Source organism: Rhodococcus triatomae (genome assembly GCF_014217785.1).
In the GTDB taxonomy this organism is placed as follows: domain Bacteria; phylum Actinomycetota; class Actinomycetes; order Mycobacteriales; family Mycobacteriaceae; genus Rhodococcus_F; species Rhodococcus_F triatomae.
Window position 1 is genome coordinate 210,143 of record NZ_CP048814.1, and the last position, 23,946, is coordinate 234,088.

General features: G+C 68.8%; 22 protein-coding genes and 1 riboswitch. Of the genes, 8 read left to right on the plus strand and 14 right to left on the minus strand.

The annotated features are described in order from the left end of the window. Window positions 1–95: 95 nt before the first annotated feature. A complete protein-coding gene (locus tag G4H71_RS00970) occupies window positions 96–1,418 on the plus strand; it encodes a glycosyltransferase 87 family protein (RefSeq protein WP_139183168.1) in 1,323 nt (440 codons plus the stop codon). A gap of 22 nt (window positions 1,419–1,440) precedes the next feature. On the opposite strand, the gene G4H71_RS00975 is transcribed toward G4H71_RS00970, so the two are convergent. The 6 genes from G4H71_RS00975 to G4H71_RS01000 form a co-directional block, all read right to left on the minus strand. Then, complete coding sequence (locus G4H71_RS00975) at window positions 1,441–2,187, minus strand: lysophospholipid acyltransferase family protein (protein ID WP_072737719.1); 747 nt, start codon at window positions 2,185–2,187, stop codon at window positions 1,441–1,443. A 100-nt stretch (window positions 2,188–2,287) separates the two neighbouring features. Further along, window positions 2,288–3,259: an ROK family glucokinase gene (locus G4H71_RS00980; protein ID WP_072737718.1), complete on the minus strand. Its 972-nt coding sequence runs from the start codon at window positions 3,257–3,259 to the stop codon at window positions 2,288–2,290. Between the two features lie 66 nt (window positions 3,260–3,325). Next, complete coding sequence (locus tag G4H71_RS00985) at window positions 3,326–3,721, minus strand: hypothetical protein (RefSeq protein ID WP_072737844.1); 396 nt, start codon at window positions 3,719–3,721, stop codon at window positions 3,326–3,328. Beyond that, entirely contained in the window at window positions 3,718–4,932 is a 1,215-nt protein-coding gene (locus tag G4H71_RS00990; RefSeq protein ID WP_072737842.1) for an ArsA family ATPase, read from the minus strand. Before G4H71_RS00990 ends, G4H71_RS00985 begins: the two co-directional genes overlap by 4 nt. Further along, on the minus strand, window positions 4,929–5,366 hold the full coding sequence (locus tag G4H71_RS00995; protein WP_072737843.1) for an SRPBCC family protein: 438 nt from the start codon (window positions 5,364–5,366) through the stop codon (window positions 4,929–4,931). Before G4H71_RS00995 ends, G4H71_RS00990 begins: the two co-directional genes overlap by 4 nt. A 122-nt stretch (window positions 5,367–5,488) precedes the next feature. Next, window positions 5,489–5,875, minus strand: coding sequence for a polyketide cyclase / dehydrase and lipid transport (locus tag G4H71_RS01000; protein WP_072737717.1), 387 nt, complete (start codon window positions 5,873–5,875; stop codon window positions 5,489–5,491). Between the two features lie 194 nt (window positions 5,876–6,069). Between G4H71_RS01000 and G4H71_RS01005 the strand changes: the two genes are divergently transcribed. Continuing rightward, window positions 6,070–7,881 carry an AMP-dependent synthetase/ligase gene (locus G4H71_RS01005; protein ID WP_072737716.1) on the plus strand — a complete coding sequence of 604 codons (1,812 nt, stop codon included), beginning with the start codon at window positions 6,070–6,072 and terminating at the stop codon, window positions 7,879–7,881. 48 nt (window positions 7,882–7,929) lie between these two features. Here the strand turns inward: G4H71_RS01005 and G4H71_RS01010 are convergent, their stop codons facing one another. The 4 genes from G4H71_RS01010 to G4H71_RS01025 all read right to left on the minus strand — a co-directional run bounded on the left by G4H71_RS01010 (window position 7,930) and on the right by G4H71_RS01025 (window position 12,441). Continuing rightward, the gene (locus G4H71_RS01010; RefSeq protein ID WP_072737715.1) at window positions 7,930–9,057 is read right to left on the minus strand and encodes a glycosyltransferase family 4 protein; all 1,128 of its coding nucleotides are present in this window, start codon (window positions 9,055–9,057) and stop codon (window positions 7,930–7,932) included. Between the two features lie 62 nt (window positions 9,058–9,119). Next, entirely contained in the window at window positions 9,120–10,469 is a 1,350-nt protein-coding gene (locus tag G4H71_RS01015; RefSeq protein ID WP_072737714.1) for a hypothetical protein, read from the minus strand. A gap of 45 nt (window positions 10,470–10,514) precedes the next feature. Next, entirely contained in the window at window positions 10,515–11,564 is a 1,050-nt protein-coding gene (locus tag G4H71_RS01020; protein WP_072737841.1) for a C40 family peptidase, read from the minus strand. Between the two features lie 316 nt (window positions 11,565–11,880). Further along, entirely contained in the window at window positions 11,881–12,441 is a 561-nt protein-coding gene (locus tag G4H71_RS01025; RefSeq protein WP_072737713.1) for an NlpC/P60 family protein, read from the minus strand. Between the two features lie 17 nt (window positions 12,442–12,458). Beyond that, a riboswitch (cyclic di-AMP (ydaO/yuaA leader) is annotated at window positions 12,459–12,625 on the minus strand. A 524-nt stretch (window positions 12,626–13,149) separates the two neighbouring features. On the opposite strand from G4H71_RS01025, the gene G4H71_RS01030 reads away from it, so the two are divergent. Together G4H71_RS01030 and G4H71_RS01035 are read left to right on the plus strand one after the other, a co-directional pair. Beyond that, window positions 13,150–14,895 (plus strand): DEDD exonuclease domain-containing protein, encoded by a 1,746-nt coding sequence (locus G4H71_RS01030; protein WP_083342870.1) that lies wholly within the window; start codon window positions 13,150–13,152, stop codon window positions 14,893–14,895. Window positions 14,896–14,962: 67 nt separating this feature from the next. Continuing rightward, complete coding sequence (locus G4H71_RS01035; RefSeq protein WP_072737712.1) at window positions 14,963–15,238, plus strand: Lrp/AsnC family transcriptional regulator; 276 nt, start codon at window positions 14,963–14,965, stop codon at window positions 15,236–15,238. A 90-nt stretch (window positions 15,239–15,328) separates the two neighbouring features. On the opposite strand, the gene trpD is transcribed toward G4H71_RS01035, so the two are convergent. Both trpD and G4H71_RS01045 read right to left on the minus strand, forming a co-directional pair. Further along, complete coding sequence (gene trpD, locus G4H71_RS01040; RefSeq protein ID WP_072737711.1) at window positions 15,329–16,420, minus strand: anthranilate phosphoribosyltransferase; 1,092 nt, start codon at window positions 16,418–16,420, stop codon at window positions 15,329–15,331. Between the two features lie 108 nt (window positions 16,421–16,528). After that, window positions 16,529–17,002, minus strand: a complete 474-nt coding sequence (locus tag G4H71_RS01045) for a hypothetical protein (protein WP_072737710.1) — start codon at window positions 17,000–17,002, stop codon at window positions 16,529–16,531. 134 nt (window positions 17,003–17,136) lie between these two features. Here G4H71_RS01045 and ctaE point away from each other — a divergent pair, with 134 nt between their 5' ends. The 4 genes from ctaE to qcrB all read left to right on the plus strand — a co-directional run bounded on the left by ctaE (window position 17,137) and on the right by qcrB (window position 21,454). Next, window positions 17,137–17,751, plus strand: a complete 615-nt coding sequence (gene ctaE, locus G4H71_RS01050; protein ID WP_072737709.1) for an aa3-type cytochrome oxidase subunit III — start codon at window positions 17,137–17,139, stop codon at window positions 17,749–17,751. A 66-nt stretch (window positions 17,752–17,817) separates the two neighbouring features. Beyond that, window positions 17,818–18,669, plus strand: a complete 852-nt coding sequence (gene qcrC, locus G4H71_RS01055) for a cytochrome bc1 complex diheme cytochrome c subunit (protein WP_083342871.1) — start codon at window positions 17,818–17,820, stop codon at window positions 18,667–18,669. After that, window positions 18,666–19,808 carry a cytochrome bc1 complex Rieske iron-sulfur subunit gene (gene qcrA, locus G4H71_RS01060; RefSeq protein WP_072737840.1) on the plus strand — a complete coding sequence of 381 codons (1,143 nt, stop codon included), beginning with the start codon at window positions 18,666–18,668 and terminating at the stop codon, window positions 19,806–19,808. The genes qcrC and qcrA overlap by 4 nt, the downstream gene beginning before the upstream one ends. Next, window positions 19,790–21,454 (plus strand): cytochrome bc1 complex cytochrome b subunit, encoded by a 1,665-nt coding sequence (qcrB, locus tag G4H71_RS01065; RefSeq protein WP_371842302.1) that lies wholly within the window; start codon window positions 19,790–19,792, stop codon window positions 21,452–21,454. Before qcrA ends, qcrB begins: the two co-directional genes overlap by 19 nt. A gap of 729 nt (window positions 21,455–22,183) precedes the next feature. Here qcrB and G4H71_RS01070 read toward each other — a convergent pair. Together G4H71_RS01070 and ctaC are read right to left on the minus strand one after the other, a co-directional pair. Continuing rightward, window positions 22,184–22,600 (minus strand): cytochrome c oxidase subunit 4, encoded by a 417-nt coding sequence (locus tag G4H71_RS01070; protein ID WP_072737707.1) that lies wholly within the window; start codon window positions 22,598–22,600, stop codon window positions 22,184–22,186. Between the two features lie 34 nt (window positions 22,601–22,634). Next, complete coding sequence (gene ctaC / locus G4H71_RS01075) at window positions 22,635–23,696, minus strand: aa3-type cytochrome oxidase subunit II (protein WP_072737706.1); 1,062 nt, start codon at window positions 23,694–23,696, stop codon at window positions 22,635–22,637. Window positions 23,697–23,946: the final 250 nt, after the last annotated feature.

Consider the following 23,946-nt stretch of genomic DNA (forward strand, 5'->3'; position numbering starts at 1 on the left):
AGTGAGGAGAGCACTCGGTGAGAGCCGCTCCGGAGGATCGACCCGCCCTGCCAGACTCCGCCTTGTCGACGGCGGGCAGCGGTGGCAGCGAGTCCGTGGGCGCCGCCACGCCGGGAAACGAGACGCTCCGGCGCCGCATCCCGGCGATCGCCGGGATCGTGGCCCGGGTCGCCGTTCTCTCGGCCGTCGTCGTCGGCGTGCTGTACCACCTCGTCGGATTTCCGGGTCTGGGCGAACTCGGTACGAAGTACCGGATCGATCTGGACGTATACCGGCTCGGCGGCGCCATGTTCCGCGAGGGTCCGACTCTCTACGGCTCGATGCCGCCGACGTCCGTCGGTATCTACCTGCCGTTCACGTATCCCCCGCTGTCGGCCGTGCTGTTCAGTCCGCTCTCGTTCGTCTCCCTCCAGGTCGCCGGAATCGTGTTGACGATCCTGTCGATCGGCGCCCTCGCCGCGACGATCCGGCTGACCCTGCGTTCCCTCGGATTCGACACGCGGACGATCCTGCTGTGGGGCACCCTGGGAGTCCTGGCGGTCGCCTTCGCACTGGAACCGGTGGATTCGACCCTGGACTACGGGCAGATCAACATCGTCCTCATGGCACTGGTCACGGTGGACGCACTGGCGAAGAAGCCGTGGCTGCCCCGCGGTGTGCTCATCGGGCTCGCGGCGGCGATCAAGCTGACACCCGCGGTCTTCGTCCTGTACTTCCTGGTGCGCAAGGACTTCCGTGCGGCGGTGATGACGGGTGTCGGATTCCTCGTCGGCACGGGCATCGGGTTCCTCGCGACCTGGAGCGATTCGGTGCAGTACTGGACGACGGTGCTGTTCGACTCGAGCCGGATCGGACGTCCCGCGTACCCGCCGAACCAGAGCCTCACCGGCATGCTCGCCCGGCTCGGCCTCGGGGACGACGCACGGACCGTCCTGTGGCTGGGTCTCGGTGCCGCCGCGACCGCGCTCGTGGTGTTCGCGATGTGGCGGGCCGTCCGGGCGGGTGAGAACGCACTGGCGCTGTCACTCAATGCCGTTCTCGGATTGCTGGTGTCGCCGGTCTCCTGGTCGCACCACTGGGTGTGGGCGGTGCCGCTGATCGTCGTCCTCGCCGTTCTCGCCTACCGCAGGCGCAGCGTGCTGTGGGGATCGGTGGCCGCAGTGGGTGCGGTGCTGCTGTGGATCGCCCCGCACTGGGCCCTCGGGCCCGGGCGGTGGAGCGGCCTCGACTGGCCGCTGTGGGACCAGTTCCTCGCGTCGTCGTACGTGTGGTGGGCCCTGGCGGCGGCTGCAGTGGCCGCGGTGACGATCACGCCGTCACCGTCGGAGCAGGAGGACTCCGGGACCGGTGCAGGTCAGGTCGCGGACACCGACGACGATCGCGGCAACCCTGCCGGACTGGCGGGAGCCGGGGTCTAGCCGCACCGCGGCCTGCCGCCGGTCAGCTAGCCTGGGTGTCGGGCAGGCGTGCCGCGTCCGCGGCGGGCACCTCCGGGGCGGCGGGCGCGGCCGCGACCACGTTCTGCTTGAGCGACGCGGCGTAGATGTCGACGTATTCCTGGCCGGACAGCTGCATCAGCTTGTACATGACCTCGTCCGTCACCGCGCGCTCCACGAAACGGTTGCCGCCCATGCCCTCGAACCGAGAGAAGTCGATCGGTTCACCGATGCGCACCTCCACCTTGGCCGGACGCCACATCTTCGATCCGATCGGATTCATCTTCTCGGTCCCGACCATCGCCACCGGGATCACCTTCGCCCCGGACTCGAGAGCGAGCCGGGCCATCCCGGTCTTGCCCTTGTAGAGGCGGCCGTCCGGGGACCGGGTGCCCTCCGGGTAGATGCCGAGCAGATTGCCCGCCGACAGCACCCGCAGCCCGGCATTGAGCGCGTCCTGGGCGGCGTCGGCACCGGTGCGGTCGATCGGCACCTGCCCGACCGCGGAGAAGAACCACTTCTGGAACGCGCCCTTGGCGCCGGATCCGGTGAAGTACTCGCTCTTGGCGAGGAACGTGATCGGCCGCGGGACCACCAGTGGGAGGAAGAACGAATCCAGGACCGCCTTGTGATTACTGGCGAAGATGGCATTGCCGTCGGAGGGGACGTTCTCCAGCCCGGTCACGGTGGGACGGCCGGCGACTCGGAGCAGCGGCCCGAGCAACACGTACTTGAAGAGCCAGTACCACATGGCATCCCTCCGACTGGGAATCAGCTGAATCAGATCGAGTGTTGCGTCCGACTCTACTTCGGGGGCGTGGACGAGGCCACACACGCTACCCGGGAAGCGCTCACGGTCCGCGAACCGCGGTGCGCGCCAACTCCGCTGCCCCGATCAGTCCGGCGGCCTCCCCGAGCTGGGTGCTGCGGATCCGGGCGAGCGGCCGGTGTCCCGCGCCCGTCGCGAGTTGGGCGTAGTGCTCGCGGGCAGCGTCGAGGAACAGCGGAGCAGAACCCGCCACTCCCCCGGCCACCACGATCAGATCGGGATCGAACACGTCCCCGACGAGCGCGAGCCCGACACCGAGCCAGTGCGCGAAGTCCGCCATCACCGCTACCGCGAGAGGATCACCGTCCTGCGCCGCTCCGGCCACCCGCCGCCCGGTGAGCATCCCGGCGTCGACGGCCACTTCCCGGGCCAGCAGGGTGGAGAGTGCGGGGTCGGTCGCGAGGAGCTCGATCGCGGTGTCCACCAGCGCCGTTCCGCTGCAGTACCGCTCCCAGCATCCACGCTTCCCGCACGGACACGCACGTCCGTCGGGGACCACCTGAATGTGGCCGAGTTCGGGTGCGACACCGAAACTTCCGCGGTACAGGCGGCCCTCCTGCAGGAGGGCCCCGCCGATTCCGGTCCCGAGTGCGACGACGACGACGTTGTGCCCGCCGGCCGCGGCACCGAAATGGTACTCCGCGAGCGCCGCGGCATTGGCGTCGTGTTCGAGCACCACCGGTACGCCGAGCCGGTCGGTGAGGTCACGCGCGACGGGGGCATCCGCCCACGGCAGGTGCGGCGCGAAGAGCACGGTGGTGCGGTCGACGTCGAGGAACCCCGCCACGGCGAGACCGACCGCGGCAACCCGATGGCTGGACCCCAGTTCCCGGACGGCCCGCTCGATCGCGAGGACGAGTGCTTCCGCCGAATGCGGGGTGGGCGCCTGCGCGGTGTCGAGGACCTGCCCCACACCGTCGACGACCGCGGCGCGGATGTTGGTCCCGCCGACGTCGATCCCGACGGTGAGCGGCGGATCGGCGTCGCTGTCCATGTGCACGATTCTGCCCTTCCCGGCCCCGGGACGGTGCGGTACCCGCGCATCCCGAGCGCACGAGGGTCAGGTTCGGATGGTGACCGCGATCGGGACGAACCCGCTCGGGCCGGGCGATTCGGTCGCGTCCGGGGAGTCGCCCGCGGGTGGACCGGCGTCCGGGCCACCGCCCTCCGGCGGCGTGCGGGTCCCGTGCTCGGCGAGGATCTCACGCAGCAACATCACGATGGTGAGTGCGTGTCCGGACAGCGCGGCGAGAAGCTCGTGCTGTTCGCCGCGGACGAGTGCGGCGAGAGCACACACCGGGCACCAGTGACATCCGGTGAACTCGGGGGCGTCCGCGCCGGGGATCCCGGGGATCTCGCCGGCGGCGAGGCGCTCCACCAGGGGCTCGATGCGGTCGAGCGTGGTCTCCGCGAGCGCCTGCAGTTCCGCGACGAGCCGGGCGTGATCGTCGTTCATCGAGGCCACACCCGAGGATCGGGCGTGAACCTGACGACGAGATCGGTGCCGTCGAGTTCGGCTCCGGCCACCACGCACCGGCGCAGCACGGACGCCAACCGCACCCGGCGCCGCGCGCCTTCGGCCCCCACGACCAAGTCGTCCTCCACTCGCCCCAGCGTCAATGTTGCGGGATCGACCAGCGGCAGGTGCATGCGCATGGCATACACCGACTCCGACCCGGAACCCGATTCGTGGGTCACCCGAACCGGCGGGGAGTCGGCACCCAGCACCGAGACCGCGTCGACCTCCTCCGCGTACAGCAGCGATGCGATACGCGACAGATCGGACAACCCTACCGGCTCGCACGCCATCCGGGGCACCGACAGCACCGCGGCGCCGCACGCCGCGTCCGCGAGGTCGGTGAAACGTCCGCCTCCACCCGTCCGCGCCTCGTCCGAATCCTCTTGTGCCGAAACGTTGTTCACGAGTACTGCGTCCACCCGGAGCGCGGAGAGCGCGGCGACGGCGAGAATACGCCTGGTCTGCGCGAGCACCACGCCCTCCGGAGTGGTCACCACCCGCACCGACGTGTGCGCCCGGTCCGCGAGCAGGGACCGGATCTCCTCCATCGCTGCGGTGAGCCGCTCGAGCGCGGATACGAGGAGGACCAGCCGCGGGTCGGATCCGGTCAGAGCGATCATCCTGCGATGCTGCGGCCACACCCTTTCCAGATAGTCGGCGACCATCGACGGGGCGGCGAGAGTGCGCAGCGCGTCGGCGGCGCCGGGGCAGTCGACCACGATCAGGTCGTACTCTCCCGAACGGGACAGTGCCGCGAGTCGATGCAGTGCCAGCACCTCCTGGGCGCCGGGCAGCCCGACGATCTCCTCCGGCTCGAGTGCACCGAACTGCACCCCGTGATCGTGATCGCCGCTTGCCGGCACCAATGCCGACATCCTGCGAAACCAGGTTTCGACGAGTCCGAGACTGTCGAGTTCGAGTGCGTCCCACCTCTCCTGCACCGGTTCCGGGTCGCCACCCGAGACCGGGACACCGAGAACGTCGGTGAGCGAGTGCGCCTGATCGAGCGAGACGAGCAGTACCCGGGCACCGGTGCGGGCCGCGTGCTGCGCGGTGGCCGCGGCGAGGGTGCTCTTCCCGACGCCTCCCTTGCCGACGAAGAACTGGACGCGCGCAGGCGAGGTAGGCGCGGCGACGTCGCTGCTCAGCCTTCCACCCGCTTCTTCAGTTCCTTGAGCGCGGTGTCGGTGATGACCTTCTCCGCCTTGCGCTTGAACAGCCCGATCATGGGGATCGTCAGGTCGACGGTGAGTTCGTACGTCACGGTGGTGCCGCCCCCGGGCTCCGGCTCGAGCGTGTACGAGCCGTACTGCGACTTCTGGATCTCCCCCCGTACCAGCTCCCACGAGACGGACAGTCCGTCCGGCGCCCACTGGTACCGCAACTCGTAGGTGTCCTTGACCATGCCGGCGTCGAGCACGAACCGCACCTGGTTCGCGCGGCCACCCGGCCCCGGCTCGGTGATCTCCACCGACGTGGCCGCGTCCACCCACGCGGGGTACTCGTCGAAGTCCGCGATCACATCCATCACCCTGGCCGGCGGCGCGTCGACGGTGATCGACCTCTTCGTCCTCTCGGGCATGTCCGTGAACGCTTCCTCTCGTGAAGTACGGGTACCGGGCAGGCGTGGCCGCCACCCGGTCGGGACGACGGTGTGCGCCTATTCACACACGATTCGCGTCGGCGCACAACCATTCGGGGTGGTCAGTGTGGCGGCTCTCCCGCGGCACGGCCGGCCTCGAGCTCGTCCTTGATCTCGAAGGACATCTGCTTGCCCTGGACCCGGCGGCGGCGGTTGAGCGCCGCGAGATCGAGCGTGGCGACCTTCTCCGGCGCCACTCCGGCCGGCTCGGCGTGAACGAAGTAATGGATGATCGCACCGTCCAACACCGGCTCGAGCCACACCTCCATCGTCCCGGTGAGGGGGCCGTCGACGACCCAGCGGACGCCCTTGTCGGCGCGATCCTCGCGGACCGACAGCCGGAGGTCGGGCCACCATCGCCGCCAGCGGGTGGGCGAATTCAGGGACCGGGCGATCCGTTCCGGCGGCGCCGCGACGAAGGTCTGGTCTGCGACCTGGATGCTGCTCACCCCGATAGCTTCACACATCCCGCAGCCGTCCTCGAGATCGGTGTCACTCGACAGCGCGCCGAAAGCCCGCCCGGCAGCCGGTCGATCTCATCCTGAACGCCCGTCCACGCCGGTCACATCCGAAGGTCTAAAGTTGTGTGACAAACACCTACTCGCCAGTATCTACACGATCGTCAGTGCCCCCGGAGGTTTTCGTGCCCGAGTTCACCGCCCCACAGTCCTTCACGATTCCCGACGACGCCTCGGCTGTGGACTCGGTGTTCACCCGGGCTCAGACCAAGCCGGCGTCACTGGTGTACAAGCGCAAAGCGGGCTCGGCCTGGGTCGACGTCACCGCTGCGGAGTTCGCCGAGAAGGTCACCTCCGTCGCCAAGGGCCTGATCGCACTGGGCATCGAGCAGGGCGACCGCGTCGCCCTCATGTCCGCCACCCGTTACGAGTGGCCGCTCGTCGACTACGCGATCTGGGCCGCCGGTGCCGTCACCGTCCCGATCTACGAGACGTCGTCCGCCGAGCAGGTGCGCTGGATCCTCGAGGACTCCGAGGCCACGCTCCTCGTCGTCGAGACGGAGAAGCACCGCGAGACGGTCGCCGAGGTCACCGACGCCGCCCCGAGCGTGCGCAAGGTCCTGCAGATCGAGGCCGCGTCCGGTGCACGCGGCGCGGTCGAGGAACTGACCGCACTCGGCGCGGACGTCTCCGACGACGACGTGCAGGCGCGGATCGCGGCGTTGAAGTCGAGCGATCCGGCCACCCTCATCTACACCTCGGGCACCACCGGACGGCCCAAGGGCTGCGCCCTCACTCACGGCAACCTCCTCGCGGAGTCCCGAGGCATCGTCGCCTCCTCGCTCGGTGACCTGCTCACCCAGCCGGGCGTCACCACGCTGATGTTCCTGCCCATGGCGCACGTCCTCGCCCGCGCGGTGAGCATCGCCGCGTTCGACGCGGGAGCCGCACTCGGCCACACGAGCGACATCCCCAACCTGGTTCCGACGTTCGGCGAGTTCAAGCCGGACTTCATCCTGTCCGTTCCCCGCGTGTTCGAGAAGGTGTACAACGCGGCCCGCGCGAAGGCGCACGGCGAAGGAAAGGGCAAGATCTTCGACGCCGCCGCCGAGACCGCCATCGCGTGGAGCGAGGCCCAGGACAAGGGTGGCGCGGGCCTGGTGCTCAACGCCAAGCACTTCGTCTTCGACAAGCTCGTCTACTCCAAGCTCAAGTCCGCCCTGGGTGGGCGCTGCCAGCTCGCGATCTCCGGTGGCGCCCCGCTCGGCGCGCGTCTCGGCCACTTCTTCCGTGGCATCGGCGTCACGATCTACGAGGGCTACGGCCTCACCGAGACGTCCGCGGCCTTCGCGGTGAACACCATCGGGCACCAGAAGATCGGCACGGTCGGACGTCCACTCGCAGGCAACTCGGTCCGGATCGCCGAGGACGGCGAGATCATGCTCTCCGGCCCGGTCGTGTTCGGCGGGTACTGGAAGAACGAGAAGGCCACCGCCGAGGCGATCGAGGACGGCTGGTTCCACACCGGTGACCTCGGGTCGCTGGACTCGGAGGGCTACATCACGATCACCGGCCGCAAGAAGGAAATCCTCGTCACCGCGGGCGGAAAGAACGTCTCCCCCGCCCAGCTCGAGGACCACCTGCGGGCTCACCCGCTGATCAGCCAGGCCATCGTGGTCGGCGACCAGCAACCGTTCATCGGCGCCCTCGTCACGATCGACGCGGAGGCCCTGCCCGCGTGGAACGAGCGCAACGGCAAGCCCGCCGACACCGCCGTCGCGGACCTGCTCGCCGACGCCGACCTCACGGCCGAGATCGACGAGGCGATCGCAGAGGCGAACAAGCTGGTCTCGCACGCGGAGGCCATCAAGAAGTACCGCATCCTGCCGGTGGACTTCAGCGAGGAGACCGGCGAACTCACCCCGACCATGAAGCTCAAGCGCAACGTGGTCTACACGACCTTCGCCGACGACATCGCGAAGATCTACGCCAAGTGATCCGCGGCTGCCCGGGCCGGCCACGGCCACCCGGGCAGCCACCCCGGGTCAGCCCAGGAGCCGTTGCAGCCGGGCCCCGAGCACGTCCCAGCGCCATTCCCGCTCGATCCACGCCCGCCCGGCCGCGCCCATCGCCGCGGCGCGGTCCGGATCCGCGAGCAGTGCACTCACCTCGCGGGCCACGGCATCGACCGATCGGCCGTCGACGACCACTCCGGTCTCGTTCTGCCGCACCGCTTCCGGCGCGCCTCCCGAGGTTCCCGCCACCACCGGGACACCGGTCGCCGAGGCCTCCAGGAAGACGATTCCCAGCCCCTCCACGTCGAGACCTCCCCCGCGGGTACGGCACGGCATCGCGAACACGTCGGCGATCGTGTGGTGGGCAGCCAACTCCGCGGACGGCACCGTGCCGGTGAAGACCACGTGCTCGTCCATTCCGGTGGACCGCACCAGCGACCGGAGCCGCTCCTCGTAGGGGCCACCGCCGACGATCACGAGCACGGTGCCGTCCACGGCCGCGCGAATCTGCGGGAGCGCCCTGATCAAGACGTCCTGGCCCTTGCGCGGCACCAGCCGGGACAGGCACAGCACCGTGGGCCGGTTCCCCAGCCCGTATCGGTGACGAAGCTCGGCACGGGCGCCGGCATCGGGGCGGAACCGTTCGGTGTCCACTCCGGGCGGCAGATGTTCGAGCGCCGCCCGCGCACCGAACGCGGAGGCGAACCTCCCCCGCGTGTACTTGCTCACGTAGGTGGTCACGTCGGTGTTCTCGCCGATGCGTCGCAGGGCGCTCCGCGCCACCGGGAGCATCGACCACCCGACCTCGTGGCCGTGGGTACTCGCGACGACGCACCCGGCGCCCGCCCGGCGCACGGCCGGGGCCAGCAGCGCGAGCGGAGCCGCGGCGCCGAACCACACGGTGCCGCAGTCGTGCTCGGCGACCAGTCGCGCCGCGCGCCGCGCGACCGCGGGAGTCGGGAGCATCAGGGTGGTCGGATGCCGCACGATCCGGAACGGCTGCTGCGCGTCGTACCGCACGTGCGAGTCTCCCCGCCACCTCGGCGCATAGACGACGAGTTCCTCGGCGGGGAGCTGACGGGCGAACGCACTCAGATACGACTGGATACCGCCGGGTCGCGGCGGAAAGTCGTTCGTCACCAGCAGGGTTCGACGCATGGGACCACCGTAGGACGCAGCGATCGGGATCCTCACCCCGGGTGCGGCTACCGTCGCGCTCCTCAGGCGAACCGGCCGGGCACCCAGCGAGCCCAGTCCTCGACGAGTGCGGCGACGCCGACACCCAGACGGGTACGGACCACCTCGTCCACCTCCGCGTCGGTACGGGCACCGGTCGCCAACGCGCGGTACAGATCGGTGAGGGCCCGCTCGCCGTACCTGTCGGCGACGTACGCACACACCGACCACGCCGTCTCGTACGCCACTGCCGCCGAGTCCCCCGCGAAGTCCGCATCCGAGGGCAGCGCCCCGGGAAGGTCGTCCGACGCGAACCGGGCGGCCAACTCGGGAGCCAGGACCCGCGCGGGCCGGTCCTCGTCCCGGTGGGCCACGTACTCCGCGTATCCCTCCAGCATCCACATCGGAGATCCGTCGACGGTGACCGCGCGCGCCGCGATGTGAGTGAGCTCGTGACGGAGCACCCCGGCCCGCGAGTGCTCACCGAGCCGCTCGTCGGCGGTGGGACCGAACACGATTCGCTGACCGGACGGGGACACCTCGCCGGGCAGCGGGGCGTCCGACACGGCGACGGCGGCGATGTTCGCGCCGTCGTGACCGGGCCCGACGAGTGCGCTGAACTCCTCGTGGGAGGCGGTGACGACCACGACGGCGCGTCGGGCCCAGGAGTCACCCCAGATCCGGCTCACGTGGTCGATCGCGGGGCCGACCTCCCGGGCGAGTGCGTCGCGCATCGGTTCGTCGCCCGGATGCGCGAGGACGACCGAGGGGCCGCCCGCTGTCTGCACCGTCGTGACCGTGACCGGGCCGTGGTCCCACGGCCCCCGCCAGGTCTCCCGATCGGTCCCGGGAATCGGCGCATCGGACACCAGTAACCAGTCCGCACCACGTCGGGCCACGAGAAGGGACACCGGCTTCCGGGTCGGTTGCTCGTCGGCTCCGGCGAGCGCGTGCCGGAACCGGGCGGTGGGCGCCCACAACTCGGTCCCGTCGAATCGCTCGGTCCACTGCGGCGGAACGACCACGGACTCACCGGTGAGCTCGTATCCGAAATCCGCGAACGGGACACCGCTCGCCCACCGGGCCCGGTTGACCTGATCGTCGCGGAAGGCCGGATCCGCCGCGTCGTCGACGAGTCCGACGACGGCGGCTTCGTCGCCGCTCACCGTCGCGGTCGCCCAGCGGTCGAGTAGTTCCTGGACACCCCTGGCCCGCTCGGCATCGAGGGGATCGGCGTCGGCAACGGCCACGCCGGCCGTGCTCTGGTCGTCCTCGCGAGCGAGTGCCGCGACGCCCATGACGGCCGCCACAGCGACGACGAGGCCCCCGAGAGCGAACCGCTCCCACGGCCGCACCTGGGGCGGGGTGGAGACGGGCGACGCGGATCCGGGCACGGCGCAGTAGTTTATGCGCTGCCGGCCGGAACGGCACGACCGGCGTCAGTAGCGGCGAGCCCCCGCATACGGCATCCGGTCCATGGACTCGACTTTGACGGGCACCCCGAACGTCGAGGCGTGGAGCACGTTGCCGCCGCCCGCATAGATCCCCACGTGCGATGCATCGTTGTAGAAGATGACGACGTCGCCGGGCTGCAGTTGGTCGCGGGGCACCGGAATGCCTCCCTGCGCCTGGGCCTGGCTCGACCGCGGCAGGTTCTTTCCGATCTGCTTGTACGACCACACGACGAGTCCCGAACAGTCGAACGAGCTGGGCCCGGTCGCACCCCAGGCGTACGGGCTACCGATACGGGTGAGGCCCGCCTGGAGCGCACCGGAACCGGCTCCCGGGACCAGGCCGGACAGGATCACTCCGGGATCGACTCCGGGCGGGAACGGTGTGCCCGCCAGCTGCGCTCGCTCGGCACCGGTGAGCCCCTCGAACGCCTTCGTCACTTCCACGATCTGCGCTTCCAGCTCGCTCTGCCGGCGCTGGAGGTCGTCGCTGAGTGCCTTCGCCTGCTCGCTGGCGGCCCGGGCGGCATCCGCGGAGGCCTGCGAGGCCTCCGCAGCCTCCCGCGCCTGAGCCGATGCCGCCGTGTACTGCGACACGTCGTCGGCGGTGCGACCAGCGATCACGTCCAGCGCCGACATCTGGTCGAGGAGTTGCTGCGGCGAGTCGCTGACGAGCAGGGCGAACAATCGATTGGTGCGCGCCCCCTGGTAGTTGGCGGTGACCAGCTTGTCGACCGTCGGCTGGAACCGGGCGACCTCGGCGGTCGCCGCGTCCAGGATGCCGCGATCGTGTTCGGCCCGCGCCTCCTGTTCGCGCTGGGCGTCCAGTTTGGCGTCGAGATCGATCTGCGCGTTGTGCAGCGCTTCGTTCGTCTGCTCGGATTCGCGGGCGATCTCGCCGAGCCGGGCGATCGCCTCCGTGGGGTTGTCCACCACGGGGTCGGCACCGGATCCGGCAGGGAGGACCACGGACACCGCGGCGAGCACCCCGGCCACGAGTGCGGCGCGGACCGAGTGGCGTACCGGTCGGGCGACCACGATTCGGGCAGGCACGGGAAGCACTTCTCCGTTCATCGGTACTCGGTTCGCCCTCCGTGGGCGCGATCTGCGGGACACGTCGCCGTCGTGGCGAATGGTCTCGAACAGGTTACGGAATGGCATCTGTCGTGTCCACCCTGGGTGAATTCGATCGAAATCGTGACCTGAACGAGCCGCCAGGTCTGCCGGAAAGACGACGAGGGCGGGTCCGAATCGTCGATTCGGACCCGCCCTCGGGGCGCGGTGGCCAGGCGTCGGTTGACTCCGCGCATCCCTCCCCGACTTCGAGGCGTGCGGTGGTCGATCCGGACCTGGATCAGAAGCGGCGGGCTCCGTCGTAGGGCATCGACGAGATCGGCGCGACCTTGACGGGCTGACCCGAGGTGGACGCGTGGATCACGTTGCCGTTGCCCGCGTAGATACCGGAGTGCGAGCCGCCGTAGAAGGACACGACGTCGCCGGGCTTCAGATCGGACTGCGACACGGGCGAGCCGGCGGAGGCCTGCTCGTAGCTCGTGCGCGGCACGTTGAGGCCGGCCTGCTTGAAGGCCCACTGGATCAGACCCGAGCAGTCGAACGAGTCCGGACCCGCGGCGCCGTACACGTACGGAGCACCGAGCTTGGACTCGGCGGCCTGAACGGCCTTGTCTCCCACGCTCACCTGCGGGGCGGGTGCGGCGGGGGCACCACCGGGAGGCGTGAGTGCGTTCTGGATCTCCGGCGGAATCACGACGCCGGGGATGTCGAAGGTTCCGACACCGGGGATGGTGATCGGGTCCGCGGTCGCGGGAACCGCGGTCATGGTGAAGGCTCCGGCTGCGAGCGCTCCGATGACGGCCACGCGCTTGACGGACCGTGTGGAAACTAGTGACGCCACGAAAGGGGTACTCCGTTTCTTCCTCTTCGTCCGCCGACCGAGTTAGCTGACGGGTTCGGGCTGGGAAGATCAGCCCTACCCCCCGGTCCGTACGAGACGGCCCGGCGGGATTCACCCCAGTGGAAACGTGGGTTCCCGGCTCGGCACCCGTGGTCCCGGGTGCCCGATTAGGCGGTGACCCGGCGATGCCGTCCCGGTCTGGGGCGGCGAGACTCCGCAAGGTCTCGAAAAGGTTACGAAACAGCATCCGGCCCTGTCGACCACCTCGACCTCGACACGTCCGTTTCGCCGGATTCGGGACGAGTTGCCCCGCATCCAGACCACGCGAGGTCACGGCGAGATAACAACCGGTCCGTTTTGCCGTGTGGTACACGAGTTCTCACCCGACGCCGACCCCTCCCGCCTCCCGGCCGCGCGACAAGACCGCAGTTCACGCGCACGTTCGCCGTCGGACGCGCCGAGTTCGCCGGCATCGACGCCGCCGGCACACCACGGCCGCGGACCGGCGCCGGCCGACATTCCCGACCCGCCCCGAGAGCCCCTGCGGTACCCCGAAATCCGGTGATGTGACGCTGGTCTCAACCGCCCCGGCGTGTCGTCTCCGGGTCCGATTCGCACCGATACCGGGGTACCGGTAGGGGTCCTCCCGGAGGAGGACCCCTACCCGCGGACAGCGTCGTGTCGGGGTTCGCTCCTACGCTCAACCGGGTGACCGCGAGCCCCCGTCAACTGACTTTCGACGAGTTGGAGACGCCGCTGTCGGAGACAACCTTCGTGATCGTCGATCTGGAGACCACGGGGACGAACCCCTCGGAGGACGCGATCACCGAGATCGGTGCCGTGAAGGTCCGCGGCGGCGTCGTCCTCGGCGAGATGGCGACGCTCGTCGATCCCGGTCGGCATCTTCCCCCGCACATCGTGCGGATCACGGGGATCACCACCGCGATGCTCGTCGGGGCGCCTCGCATCGAATCGGTCCTGCCGACGTTCCTCGAATTCGCCGAGGGAGCGGTCCTCGTCGCGCACAACGCCCCGTTCGACACCGGGTTCCTGCGCGCCGCCGCAGCCAGGACGGACACCGCCTGGCCGCGCTTCACCGTGCTGTGCACGGTCAAGCTCGCCCGGCGGGTCCTCACCCGCGACGAGGCTCCTTCCGTCAAGCTCGCCCACCTCGCCCGCCTGTTCGCGGTCGACAGCACCCCGACCCACCGGGCCCTCGACGACGCCCGCGCCACCGTCGAGGTGCTGCACGCACTCATCGAGCGAGTCGGCAACCAGGGAGTGCACAGCCTCACCGAACTGGTCGACTACCTCCCCGACGTCTCGACCCACCAGCGAGCCAAACGGTCCTTCGCGAGCGCGCTTCCGCAGGCGCCCGGCGTCTACCTCTTCCGCGGCCCGTCCGAGGAGGTCCTCTACGTCGGGACCGCGTCGGACCTGCGCCGACGGGTGCGCACCTACTTCACCGGTTCGGAGACCCGGGGCCGGATCAAGGAAATGGTCGCCCTGGCCACCCGCGTCGACCACGTCGAGTGCGTGCACGCCCTCGAGGCGGGGGTCCGCGAGCTTCGCCTGCTCGCCGCCCACACTCCGCCCTACAACCGCCGGTCCAAGTACCCGATGCGTGGTTGGTGGATCATCCTCACCGACGAGCCGTTTCCTCGTCTGTCGATCGTGCGCCGCCCGGCCGAACACTGTCTCGGCCCGTTCCGTACCCGCTCCGTCGCGGCGGACGTGGCCGACACGCTCGCCCAGGCGTGCGGCATCCGCACCTGCACGACGCGGATACGTCGTGGCGGCGAACACGGGCCGGCGTGCCCGCCCCGCGAGGTGGGGGCATGCCCCGCGCAGGACATCCACGACGAGTCGGACTACGGCCGGTCACCGGACCTCGTCCGCGCCCTGTGGCGCGGGAACACCGACGAGCCCCTGCGTGCTCTGCGGGCCCGGATGGAGGCCCTGGGACTGACGGAGTTGTTCGAGACGGCGGCCCGTCTGCGCGACCGGACAGCCGAGTTGACTCGGGCCCTCGCCAGGATGCAGCGCCTGAGCGCCTTCGCCGCGATCGACCAACTCGTCCTCGCGCGACCGCGGGAAGGGGGCGGTTGGGACTTCGCCGTGATCCGCTCCGGCCGCCTGGCCGCCGCGGGGATCGCGGCACGCGGCACGCCACCGATGCCGGTAGTCGAACAACTCGTTCTCGGAGCGGAAACCGTCGTCCCGGACGGCACGCCGCTGCGGGGTGCCTCACCCGAGGAGGCGGCGCTGCTGCTGCGCTGGGCAGAGTCGGACGGATGTCGCATCGTGTCGGCGTCCCAGCCGTGGGCGTCGCCGATCCGCGGAGCCGGATCCTGGCGGGAATGGACGGCGCGCGCGACAGCCGCGCACGTCACGGCCGGCGACCACTCGGCGGGCGACCCGGCCGATGCGACCACCTACGGCACGCACCGATGACCGCCGAATAGGCTCGGCAGCACGCGGTGCGACTGCCCACCCGTCCCGTACCCGGAAGGAACGAACCATGATCAACGCCATCGTCCTCATCCACGCGGAGGCCCACCGGATTCCCGAGACCGCGCAGGCCGTCGCCGACCTGCCGGGCGTCTCGCAGGTGTACTCGTGTGCGGGCGACGTCGATCTCATCGCGGTCGTGCGGGTGCGCGACCACGAGAAGATCGCGGAGGTGGTGACCTCCGGGATCAACAAGGTGGACGGGGTGACCAAGACGGCGACCCACATTGCGTTCCAGTCGTACTCGAGCGCGGACGTCGAAGCCGGGTTCTCCCTCGGCGAGTGACGGCAGAGCAGCCGGGTTCTCCCTCGGCGAGTGACGGCAGAGCAGCCGGGTTCTCCCTCGGCGAGTGACGGCGGGGCGCCGTGGGCGCGGTCAGTTGTCGGCGGACAGCCGTTGCGTGACCTGTGCCCAGCGGTCGGCCAACTCCGCCGCGGCACCGGTGTCGACCGCCTGTGCCGCGGTCGCGATGCCGTCCGCGAGCGCCTCCTCGAGCGTGCGGCCGCCCAGGCCTCGAAACGCGGTGATCGCGCCGGCGGCGTTGAGCAGGACCGCGTCCCGCACCGGACCGGGTTCGGCGGCGAAGAGCCGACGGGCCACGTCCGCGTTGTACCGGGCGTCACCACCGCGCAACGCATCGAGCGACACCCGTTCGATGCCCAGGTCGCGGGGATCGAGACGATGTGTGGTCACCTCCCCGTCGGCCACCACGTGCACGGTCGAGGTGGTGGACGTCGTCAGCTCGTCGAGCCCGTCGTCGCCGCGGACGACCAGGGCCGAATTGCCACGCGCGGCGAGCACCCCGGCCAGGACCGGCACGAGATCCTCGAACGCGCAGCCGATCAGTCCGGCCCGCGGCCGCGCGGGGTTCGTGAGCGGTCCGAGCACGTTGAACACGGTGGGGATACCGATCTCGCTGCGGGTCGGTCCGGCGTAGCGCAGGGCCGGATGGAACACCGGCGCGAAGCAGAAGCCGATACCGGCCTCGCGCACGCTCGTGGCCACCTGTTCCGGGCCGAGGTCGATGGCGACACCCAGGGCTTCGAGGACGTCGGCGCCACCACTCTTGGACGAGGCTGCCCGGCCGCCGTGCTTGACCACCGGGATTCCCGCGGCAGCGACCACGATCGCGGCCATGGTCGAGATGTTCACCGTGTTCGAGCGGTCACCACCGGTACCGACGACGTCGACGGCGTCGCGGTCGACCTCGACCAGGCGGGCGTGCGAGAGCATCGACTCCGAGAGGCCGCGTACCTCGACCGGGGTCGCACCCTTCATCTTGAGACTCACCCCGAACGCGGCGATCTGCGCGGACGTCGCATTGTCGGACATGATCTCGTCCATCGCCCACGTTGCATCGTCCACCGAGAGGTCACGCCCGTCGGTCAGCGCGCCGAGGAGCAGACGCCAGGACCGCAGCGGCGTCTCGGCACTCGTGGTCGACTCCGTGTGCGACGGGCTCTGCATCGTGCGTCCCCTAACGTTCCGTGACGTTGCGTCTGCGGGTGTTCTGTCTCCGGGCACTGCGCCTTCGCGCGTTCGGCCCCCGGGCCCGATGATTCGGACGTCAGCAGCCTAATGGGACGAGGTCGCCGAGTCGCGGGGCGGTTGCGTCGCATCCCAGCCGGTCGCCTCCCCACCCAGACGCTGGGCCAGACCGGCCATCCGGGAACGTTCCTGCGAACAATGCAGCGCATCGAGCACCTGTACCCGCTGGAAGAGGACCTCGACGGTTCCGGAGGCCTCCCCCGCCGGGTTCACCGTCTCCCCCGCCGGAGAAACCAGTACGTACCCGTCCTGCGCGGCGATCGACGCGGCCTCGTCCACCCTCCCGGCGGGGAGAGTCAGATGGTGCCGCAGCACCGCCGACTCCGCCGGGCGCCAGTACGGCTCCTCCTCGGCCCCGCGAGCCAGCGTCGTCGAACACGCCTCCGCGTCGTCGAAACCGGAGACCACCACCACGAGGTCACGGCGGGTACCGTCGAGTGCGGCGGGCACCCGTCCTCGCCGCAACAAGCGGCGCCACCACGTCGTCCCAGCACCCGTCATCGAGTCTCCTCCGTCGCTCCAGTACCCGAGAATCCCAGGTTATTCGCCTCTCGAACTGCACCTCCGTGCGGGACGACGCGCCGAGGGGAGACCCGGGTGGTCAGGCTGTACGACAAGGCGTCATACTTCTCCCTGTGACGAGCGCAGTAGGGACTTCAGGATCAGCAATCACCCAACGCGTGCACTCGCTGAACCGGCCGAATATGGTCAGCGTTGGCACCGTCGTGTGGTTGTCAAGCGAGCTCATGTTCTTCGCAGGGCTCTTCGCCATGTACTTCGTTGCCCGGGCCCAGGCTCCGGACGGCGCGTGGCCGCCGGAGCCCACCCATCTGAACCTGGCGCTGGCCGTGCCGATCACCCTGGTCCTCATCGCCTCTTCCTTCACCTGCCAGCTGGGTGTCTTCGCTGCTGAGCGCGGGGACGTCTTCGGCCTGCGCCGGTGGTACACGATCACCCTCGCGATGGGTACCTTCTTCGTCCTCGGCCAGGGCTACGAGTACATCCAGATGGTCGAGCACGGCACCACGATCGCGTCGAGCGTGTACGGATCGGTCTTCTACATCACGACCGGCTTCCACGGCCTGCACGTCATCGGCGGGCTCATCGCCTTCGTCTTCCTGATCGCGCGCACGCGAGTCAGCAAGTTCACCCCGGCCCAGGCCACTGCCGCCATCGTCGTCTCGTATTACTGGCACTTCGTCGACATCGTGTGGATCGCCCTGTTCGCCACGATCTATTTCATCCGTTAGCCAGCTGGAACGCCCAGGCCCAGCCCCCTGACGTCCAGTCCGTCCCGACATACCAAAGGGATACAGATGAGTTCATCCCCCCCACCCGCATCCGACGCCACCGCATCCGCCAGGAAGACACGCCGCCAGCGCAAGCTGCGTCGGCGTGTCACGGGTGCCATGGTCCTGATGATGGGATTGGTCAGCGCCGGTTTCCTCGCGGCCGCTCTGACCCCTGATCCGCAGGTGGCCACGGCCAACGACGATGCCGCGGCCATGATCCGGGAAGGCAAGCAGCTCTACGAGACCTCCTGCATCACCTGCCACGGCGCGAACCTGCAGGGTGTGCAGGACCGCGGGCCGAGCCTGATCGGCGTCGGTGAAGCCGCGGTCTACTTCCAGGTCTCCTCCGGCCGTATGCCCGCCATGCGCAACGAAGCGCAGGCGGCCCGCAAGGAGCCGAAGTTCGACGCCGCACAGACCGACGCGCTGGGTGCCTACATCCAGGCCAACGGCGGCGGCCCCACGGTCGTCCGCGACGAGAACGGCGAGATCGCCCAGTCGTCGCTGCGCGGGAACGACATCGGCCGCGGTAGCGAGCTGTTCCGGATGAACTGCGCGTCCTGCCACAACTTCACGGGTCGGGGTGGGGCGCTGTCCTCCGGCAAGTACGCGCCGATCCTGGATCCGGCCAACGAACAGCAGATCTACGCCGCCATGGTCACCGGCCCGCAGAACATGCCCAAGTTCTCCGATCGCCAGCTGACCATGGAGGAGAAGCAGGACATCATCGCCTACGTCAAGCTGCAGGCCGAGGCGAAGTCGCCCGGCGGATACGGACTGGGCGGTCTCGGCCCGCCGGCCGAGGGCCCCACCATCTGGGTAGTCGGAATCATCGCTGTCGTCGGTGCAGCCATGTGGATCGGAGCAAGGTCATGAGCGACGCTGGCCACACCGGCGGCGAGGCGCCCAAGAACTACACGGACGAAGAACTCGAGGCCATGAGCCGCGACGAGTTGGTGACCCTGGGCACCAACCTGGACGGGGTCGACGTCGCGTACCGGCGCGAGCGCTGGCCCGTCGCCGACACGAAGGCCGAGAAGCGAGCCGAACGCCAGGTCGCGTTCTGGTTCGCCCTGGCCGGTGTCTCCGCACTCGCGTTCGTGCTGGTCTTCCTCTTCTGGCCGTGGGAGTACGCGGGCCCCGGCGAGGAGAAGTACAACTGGTACAGCCTGTACACACCGATGCTCGGTCTCACCATGGGTCTGGCGATCCTCGGTGTCGGCGTCGGCGCTGTGCTGTTCACCAAGAAGTTCGTCCCCGAAGAGGTCTCCATCCAGGACCGTCACGACGGCGGGTCCACGGAGATCGACCGCAAGACGATCGTCGCCGAACTGAGCGACTCGCTCGAGACCTCGACGATCGGGCGCCGCAAGCTCATCAAGCGCAGCCTGATCTTCGGTGGTGGCGCGCTCGGCATCATGTCGGTCATGCCCCTCGGTGCCATGGTCAAGAATCCCTGGGCCGAGGGCGACGAGTCGCCGCTGTGGGTCTCCGGCTGGACGCCCCGCTACCCCGGCGAGACCATCTACCTGCGCCGCGACACCGGTCGTCCCGAGGACATCGTCCTGGTCCGCGCCGAGGATCTCGACGCCGGCGGCATGGAAACCGTCTTCCCCTACCGTGAGGCGGACCGCGGCGACAGCCACGCGCTCCTCGACGGACTACGCGGTATCCGCAACTCCGTGATGCTGATCCGTCTGCGCCCCGAGGACACCGCCCGGGTCACCAAGCGCAAGGGCCAGGAGAGCTTCAACTACGGCGACTACTTCGCGTACTCGAAGATCTGCACCCACCTCGGCTGCCCCACGTCGCTGTACGAACAGCAGACGAACCGCATCCTCTGCCCGTGCCACCAGTCGCAGTTCGATGCGCTGCAGTACGGCAAGCCGATCTTCGGTCCCGCAGCTCGTGCACTTCCGCAGTTGCCCATTACAGTCAATGAAGAGGGCTTCCTGGTCGCCAACGGTGACTTCATCGAAGCACTCGGTCCGGCCTTCTGGGAGCGTCGCCCGTGAGTACAAAAATCGAGACCCGCCTCGCCCAGCAGGGCGAGGAGCTGGACTCCCGGTACCACCTGTCGGCCGGGATCCGACGCCAGATCAACAAGGTCTTCCCGACGCACTGGTCCTTCATGCTCGGCGAGATCGCGCTCTACAGCTTCATCATCCTGCTGATCTCGGGCGTCTACCTCACGCTGTTCTTCGACCCGTCGCTGGCGCACGTCGTCTACAACGGCGCGTACGAACCCCTGCGTGGCGTGTCGATGTCCCGGGCGTACGAGACCACACTGAACATCTCGTTCGAGGTGCGCGGCGGTCTCTTCGTCCGACAGATCCACCACTGGGCCGCCCTGATGTTCGCGGCGTCGATCATCGTCCACCTCGCTCGCATCTTCTTCACCGGCGCGTTCCGCCGCCCGCGTGAAGCGAACTGGGTCATCGGTGTCCTGCTGCTGATCCTGGCGATGTTCGAGGGCTTCTTCGGCTACACCATCCCGGACGACCTGCTGTCCGGCACGGGCCTGCGCGCCGCGTTCTCCGGTATCACCCTGTCGATCCCGGTCATCGGAACGTGGATGCACTGGATGATCTTCGACGGCGACTTCCCCGGCGAGCTGATCATTCCGCGCCTGTACGTCATGCACGTGCTGATCTTCCCGGCGATCATCCTCGCGCTCATCGCCGGTCACCTCGCACTCGTCTGGTACCAGAAGCACACGCAGTTCCCCGGCCCCGGCCGCACCGAGAAGAACGTCGTCGGTGTCCGGATCCTTCCGGTGTTCGCCCTCAAGGGCGGTGCCTTCTTCGCGATGACGTTCGGTGTGCTCGCCCTCATGGGTGGTCTGCTCCAGATCAACCCGGTGTGGACGATCGGTCCGTACAACCCCTCCCAGGTCTCCGCCGGTTCCCAGCCGGACTTCTACATGATGTGGACGGACGGGCTGGCCCGATTGTGGCCCGCGTGGGAGATCTATCTGTTCGACCGGTACACGATTCCCGCGGTGTTCGCAGTCGCGCTGATCATGGGCCTGGTGTTCATGCTGCTGCTGGCGTACCCGTGGATCGAGAAGCGCCTCACCGGCGACGACGCTCACCACAACCTGCTGCAGCGTCCTCGCGATGTTCCGGTGCGGTCCGCGATCGGCGCGATGGCGATCTCGTTCTACCTCGTCCTCACCCTGTCGACGATCAACGACATCATCGCGTTCCACTTCGACATCTCGCTCAACGCGATGACGTGGATCGGACGTATCGGAATGGTGATCCTGCCTCCGATCGCCTACTTCGTGACCTACCGGTTCTGCATCGGGCTCCAGCGCAGCGACCGTGCGGTACTCGAACACGGTATCGAGACCGGCATCATCAAGCGGATGCCGAACGGCCAGTACATCGAGATCCACCAGCCGCTCGGCCCGGTGGACGAGCACGGCCACCCGATTCCGCTCGAGTACCAGGGCGCCCCGGTGCCCAAGAAGATGAACAAGCTCGGCTCTGCCGGCAAGCCCGGTTCCGGCAGCCTCACGAAGGCGGACCCGGTCGAGGAGAGCGAGGCGCTCGAGCACGCTCACCACGAGGCCGAGAAGGAACAGCTGGAGATCCTGAAGAGCTACCAGGATCGAGCACGTGGCACGGACTCCTCCGGCAACGGAGAGGCTCACTAGCCACCCGCGCAGTTCCTCTGCTCACTACAGGACGAGGGCCCCGAACCATCCGGTTCGGGGCCCTCGTCGTCGTCCACCATCGATCATGTCGCCGACGTCGTCGTGGGTGCGAGCTCGCACTCCCGGTTCCTCGCACCCCTCCCCGCTACTCGCGCGCGAAATCCACCGGCGAGTCGGAGTGCACGACACTGAACGGGGTGCACGCGCTCCACGCTGCCCCTGCTGGACCGCGAGTTCCCGACGATGCGGCGGCCTTCCTCGTGGCGGAGAACGCGTCGGACCCGAGCGGGCGTCAGCAATGATCCACGCGGAGAAGTAGGCCGGCACCGGGCGCCCTGGGGCACGGCCGCGGCTGTCAGCCCGGTAGCTTTCGAGCACCGGACCACCACAGCGGCCGCAGAAGCCGCTTCACCGATGTCCACGAAACGGGGGGTAACCCCACCTCCCACTGGGTGAAGGTGGCCTTCGACCGGTCTGAGCAGTCGAAGGCCACCTTCACCCATTCCACCGACCTGCGGGTCGCGGCATGCGTGCACCCTCAGCCCCTCCCCACACTCCCAGCTGCCGGGCACGAGTGCCTGCATGGAGCGAGGTCTACAGGGAGTCGGTGCGCAGACGCAGGGGACGCGCGGACGGACGGCAGCGCTGCCCACCCTCCTACCCTCGGAAAGCCGAAAGGGCGCCCCGACTCGAGGTCAGGGCGCCCTTTCGGCGCTGTGCGGTGTGCCGTCAGTGCTTCTCGGGACCGACGTAGTACTCGAACACCAGACCCGCCGACGCCGCGATCACGGCGACGGCAGCCACGGCGATCAGCCAGAACTGGAAGAAGGCGAGCGATACGGCGGCCAGGCCGGCTGCAGCGGCCAGCAGGATGGGCCAGAAGCTCCCCGGGCTGAAGAACCCGAGATCTCCGGCGCCGTCGGCGATCTCGGCGTCGTCGTAGTCTTCCGGGCGGGTGTCGAGGCGGCGCGCGACGAAGCGGAAGTAGGTTCCGACGATCAGCGTCAGGCCCGCCGAGAGGCAGATTGCGGTGAATCCGGCCCACTCGATGCCCGTCCGCGACACGCCCGTGAAGACGCCGTAGACGACACCGACGAGGATGAAGAACACCGTCAGGATCTCGAAGAGCTTGGCTTCGATCTTCATATCAGCACATGTCCTAGGTCAGGAGTAATCGGTGTCAGTTGCCACCGGTAACGGTGGCCTGCTTGTACTCACGGTCGGTGTTGAACGGCGTCGTCGAGGTCGCGACCGGCGATTCGCCGATCTCTGCGAGCGCCTGCGCCGTGGTGAGCTCGGAGCCACCCTCCGAAGCGGGCTTGCGCAGCTCGATGTATTGGTCGAACTTCTCCGGCGACACTGCGCGGACCTCGAAGTTCATCATCGCGTGGTACGTGCCACACATCTCGGCGCAGCGCCCGACGAAGGCGCCTTCACGCTCGATCTCGCTGATCTGGAAGACGTTGTCGGAGTTGTTTTCCTTCGGGTTCGGGTTCACGTCCCGCTTGAACAGGAACTCCGGCACCCAGAAGGCGTGGATGACGTCGGAGGACGCGAGCTCGAACTCGATGCGCTTGCCGGTGGGCAGGACGAGGATCGGGATCTCCTCGCTGCTGCCGACGGTCTCGATCTTGTTGTACTTGAGGTACGACAGGTCCTCGGGCGAACGTCCGTGCACCGCGCCCGGGAGTTCGTGGCCGTCTTCGGACACCCTCTCCGTGGCGCGCTCGGCGAATGCCTGGGCCTCGTAGTCGATGCCGTCGTACTTGCCGGTGCCGTCGCTGGGCTCGATGGAGCGGTAGCCGAACTTCCAGTTCCACTGGTAGGCCGTGACGTCGACGACGACATCCGGGTTGTCCTCCTTGTCGAGGACGTAGTTCTGCACGACGACGGTGAAGTAGAACAGCACCGCGATGATGACGAACGGAACGGCGGTGTAGGCCAGCTCGAGCGGCACGTTGTAGGCGGTCTGCCGCGGGAACTCCGGGGAGTCCTTCTTCTTGCGGTGGAACACGACGGTCCAGAACACCAGGCCCCAGACGATGACGCCCATGACCAGCGCGGCGATGACGGACCAGGTCCACAGTTCACGCATCCGGTGTGCCTGGGGAGTGATGCCCGAGGGCCACCCGAACCGGAGCACCGAGTTGTCTATCGAACAACCCGACAGCAGCAAGGCAGCAATGCCCAGAGATACTGCCAGCCCGGTCCGCCGAAGGATCCGACCTTGCGCCACGTTCACGCCTTCCTGATCGCCGCAAATTCCACCTGGGCACCTCACAGGGAAGGCCCAATTACTACGCAGCGTAGACCAAAGCGGTCGGCGATTCCCCTCCGGGTCGAATCGTGTCGTCGGAGCGGGGTCTCCGGAGCGGAACGAGCTTCTGCGGCATACTTTCGGGAGTATCGCTCGCCCGGCACCGACGGGGCGGGATTCGAGGCGCGTCCTTCGACCGAGGCGCTCTTCCCCTATTCGAATCGAGGTATCGGAC

Coding starts and splice junctions, on each gene's coding strand:
- G4H71_RS00985 (WP_072737844.1), bottom strand. CDS start 3,721: ATGAACGACGATCACGCCCGGCTCGTCGCGGAACTGCAGGCGCTCGCG.
- G4H71_RS01035 (WP_072737712.1), top strand. CDS start 14,963: ATGATCAACGCCATCGTCCTCATCCACGCGGAGGCCCACCGGATTCCC.
- G4H71_RS01070 (WP_072737707.1), bottom strand. CDS start 22,600: ATGAAGATCGAAGCCAAGCTCTTCGAGATCCTGACGGTGTTCTTCATC.
- G4H71_RS00980 (WP_072737718.1), bottom strand. CDS start 3,259: ATGGACAGCGACGCCGATCCGCCGCTCACCGTCGGGATCGACGTCGGC.
- G4H71_RS00995 (WP_072737843.1), bottom strand. CDS start 5,366: ATGCCCGAGAGGACGAAGAGGTCGATCACCGTCGACGCGCCGCCGGCC.
- G4H71_RS00975 (WP_072737719.1), bottom strand. CDS start 2,187: ATGTGGTACTGGCTCTTCAAGTACGTGTTGCTCGGGCCGCTGCTCCGA.
- qcrA (WP_072737840.1), top strand. CDS start 18,666: ATGAGCGACGCTGGCCACACCGGCGGCGAGGCGCCCAAGAACTACACG.
- trpD (WP_072737711.1), bottom strand. CDS start 16,420: ATGCAGAGCCCGTCGCACACGGAGTCGACCACGAGTGCCGAGACGCCG.
- G4H71_RS01045 (WP_072737710.1), bottom strand. CDS start 17,002: ATGACGGGTGCTGGGACGACGTGGTGGCGCCGCTTGTTGCGGCGAGGA.
- qcrC (WP_083342871.1), top strand. CDS start 17,818: ATGAGTTCATCCCCCCCACCCGCATCCGACGCCACCGCATCCGCCAGG.
- G4H71_RS01010 (WP_072737715.1), bottom strand. CDS start 9,057: ATGCGTCGAACCCTGCTGGTGACGAACGACTTTCCGCCGCGACCCGGC.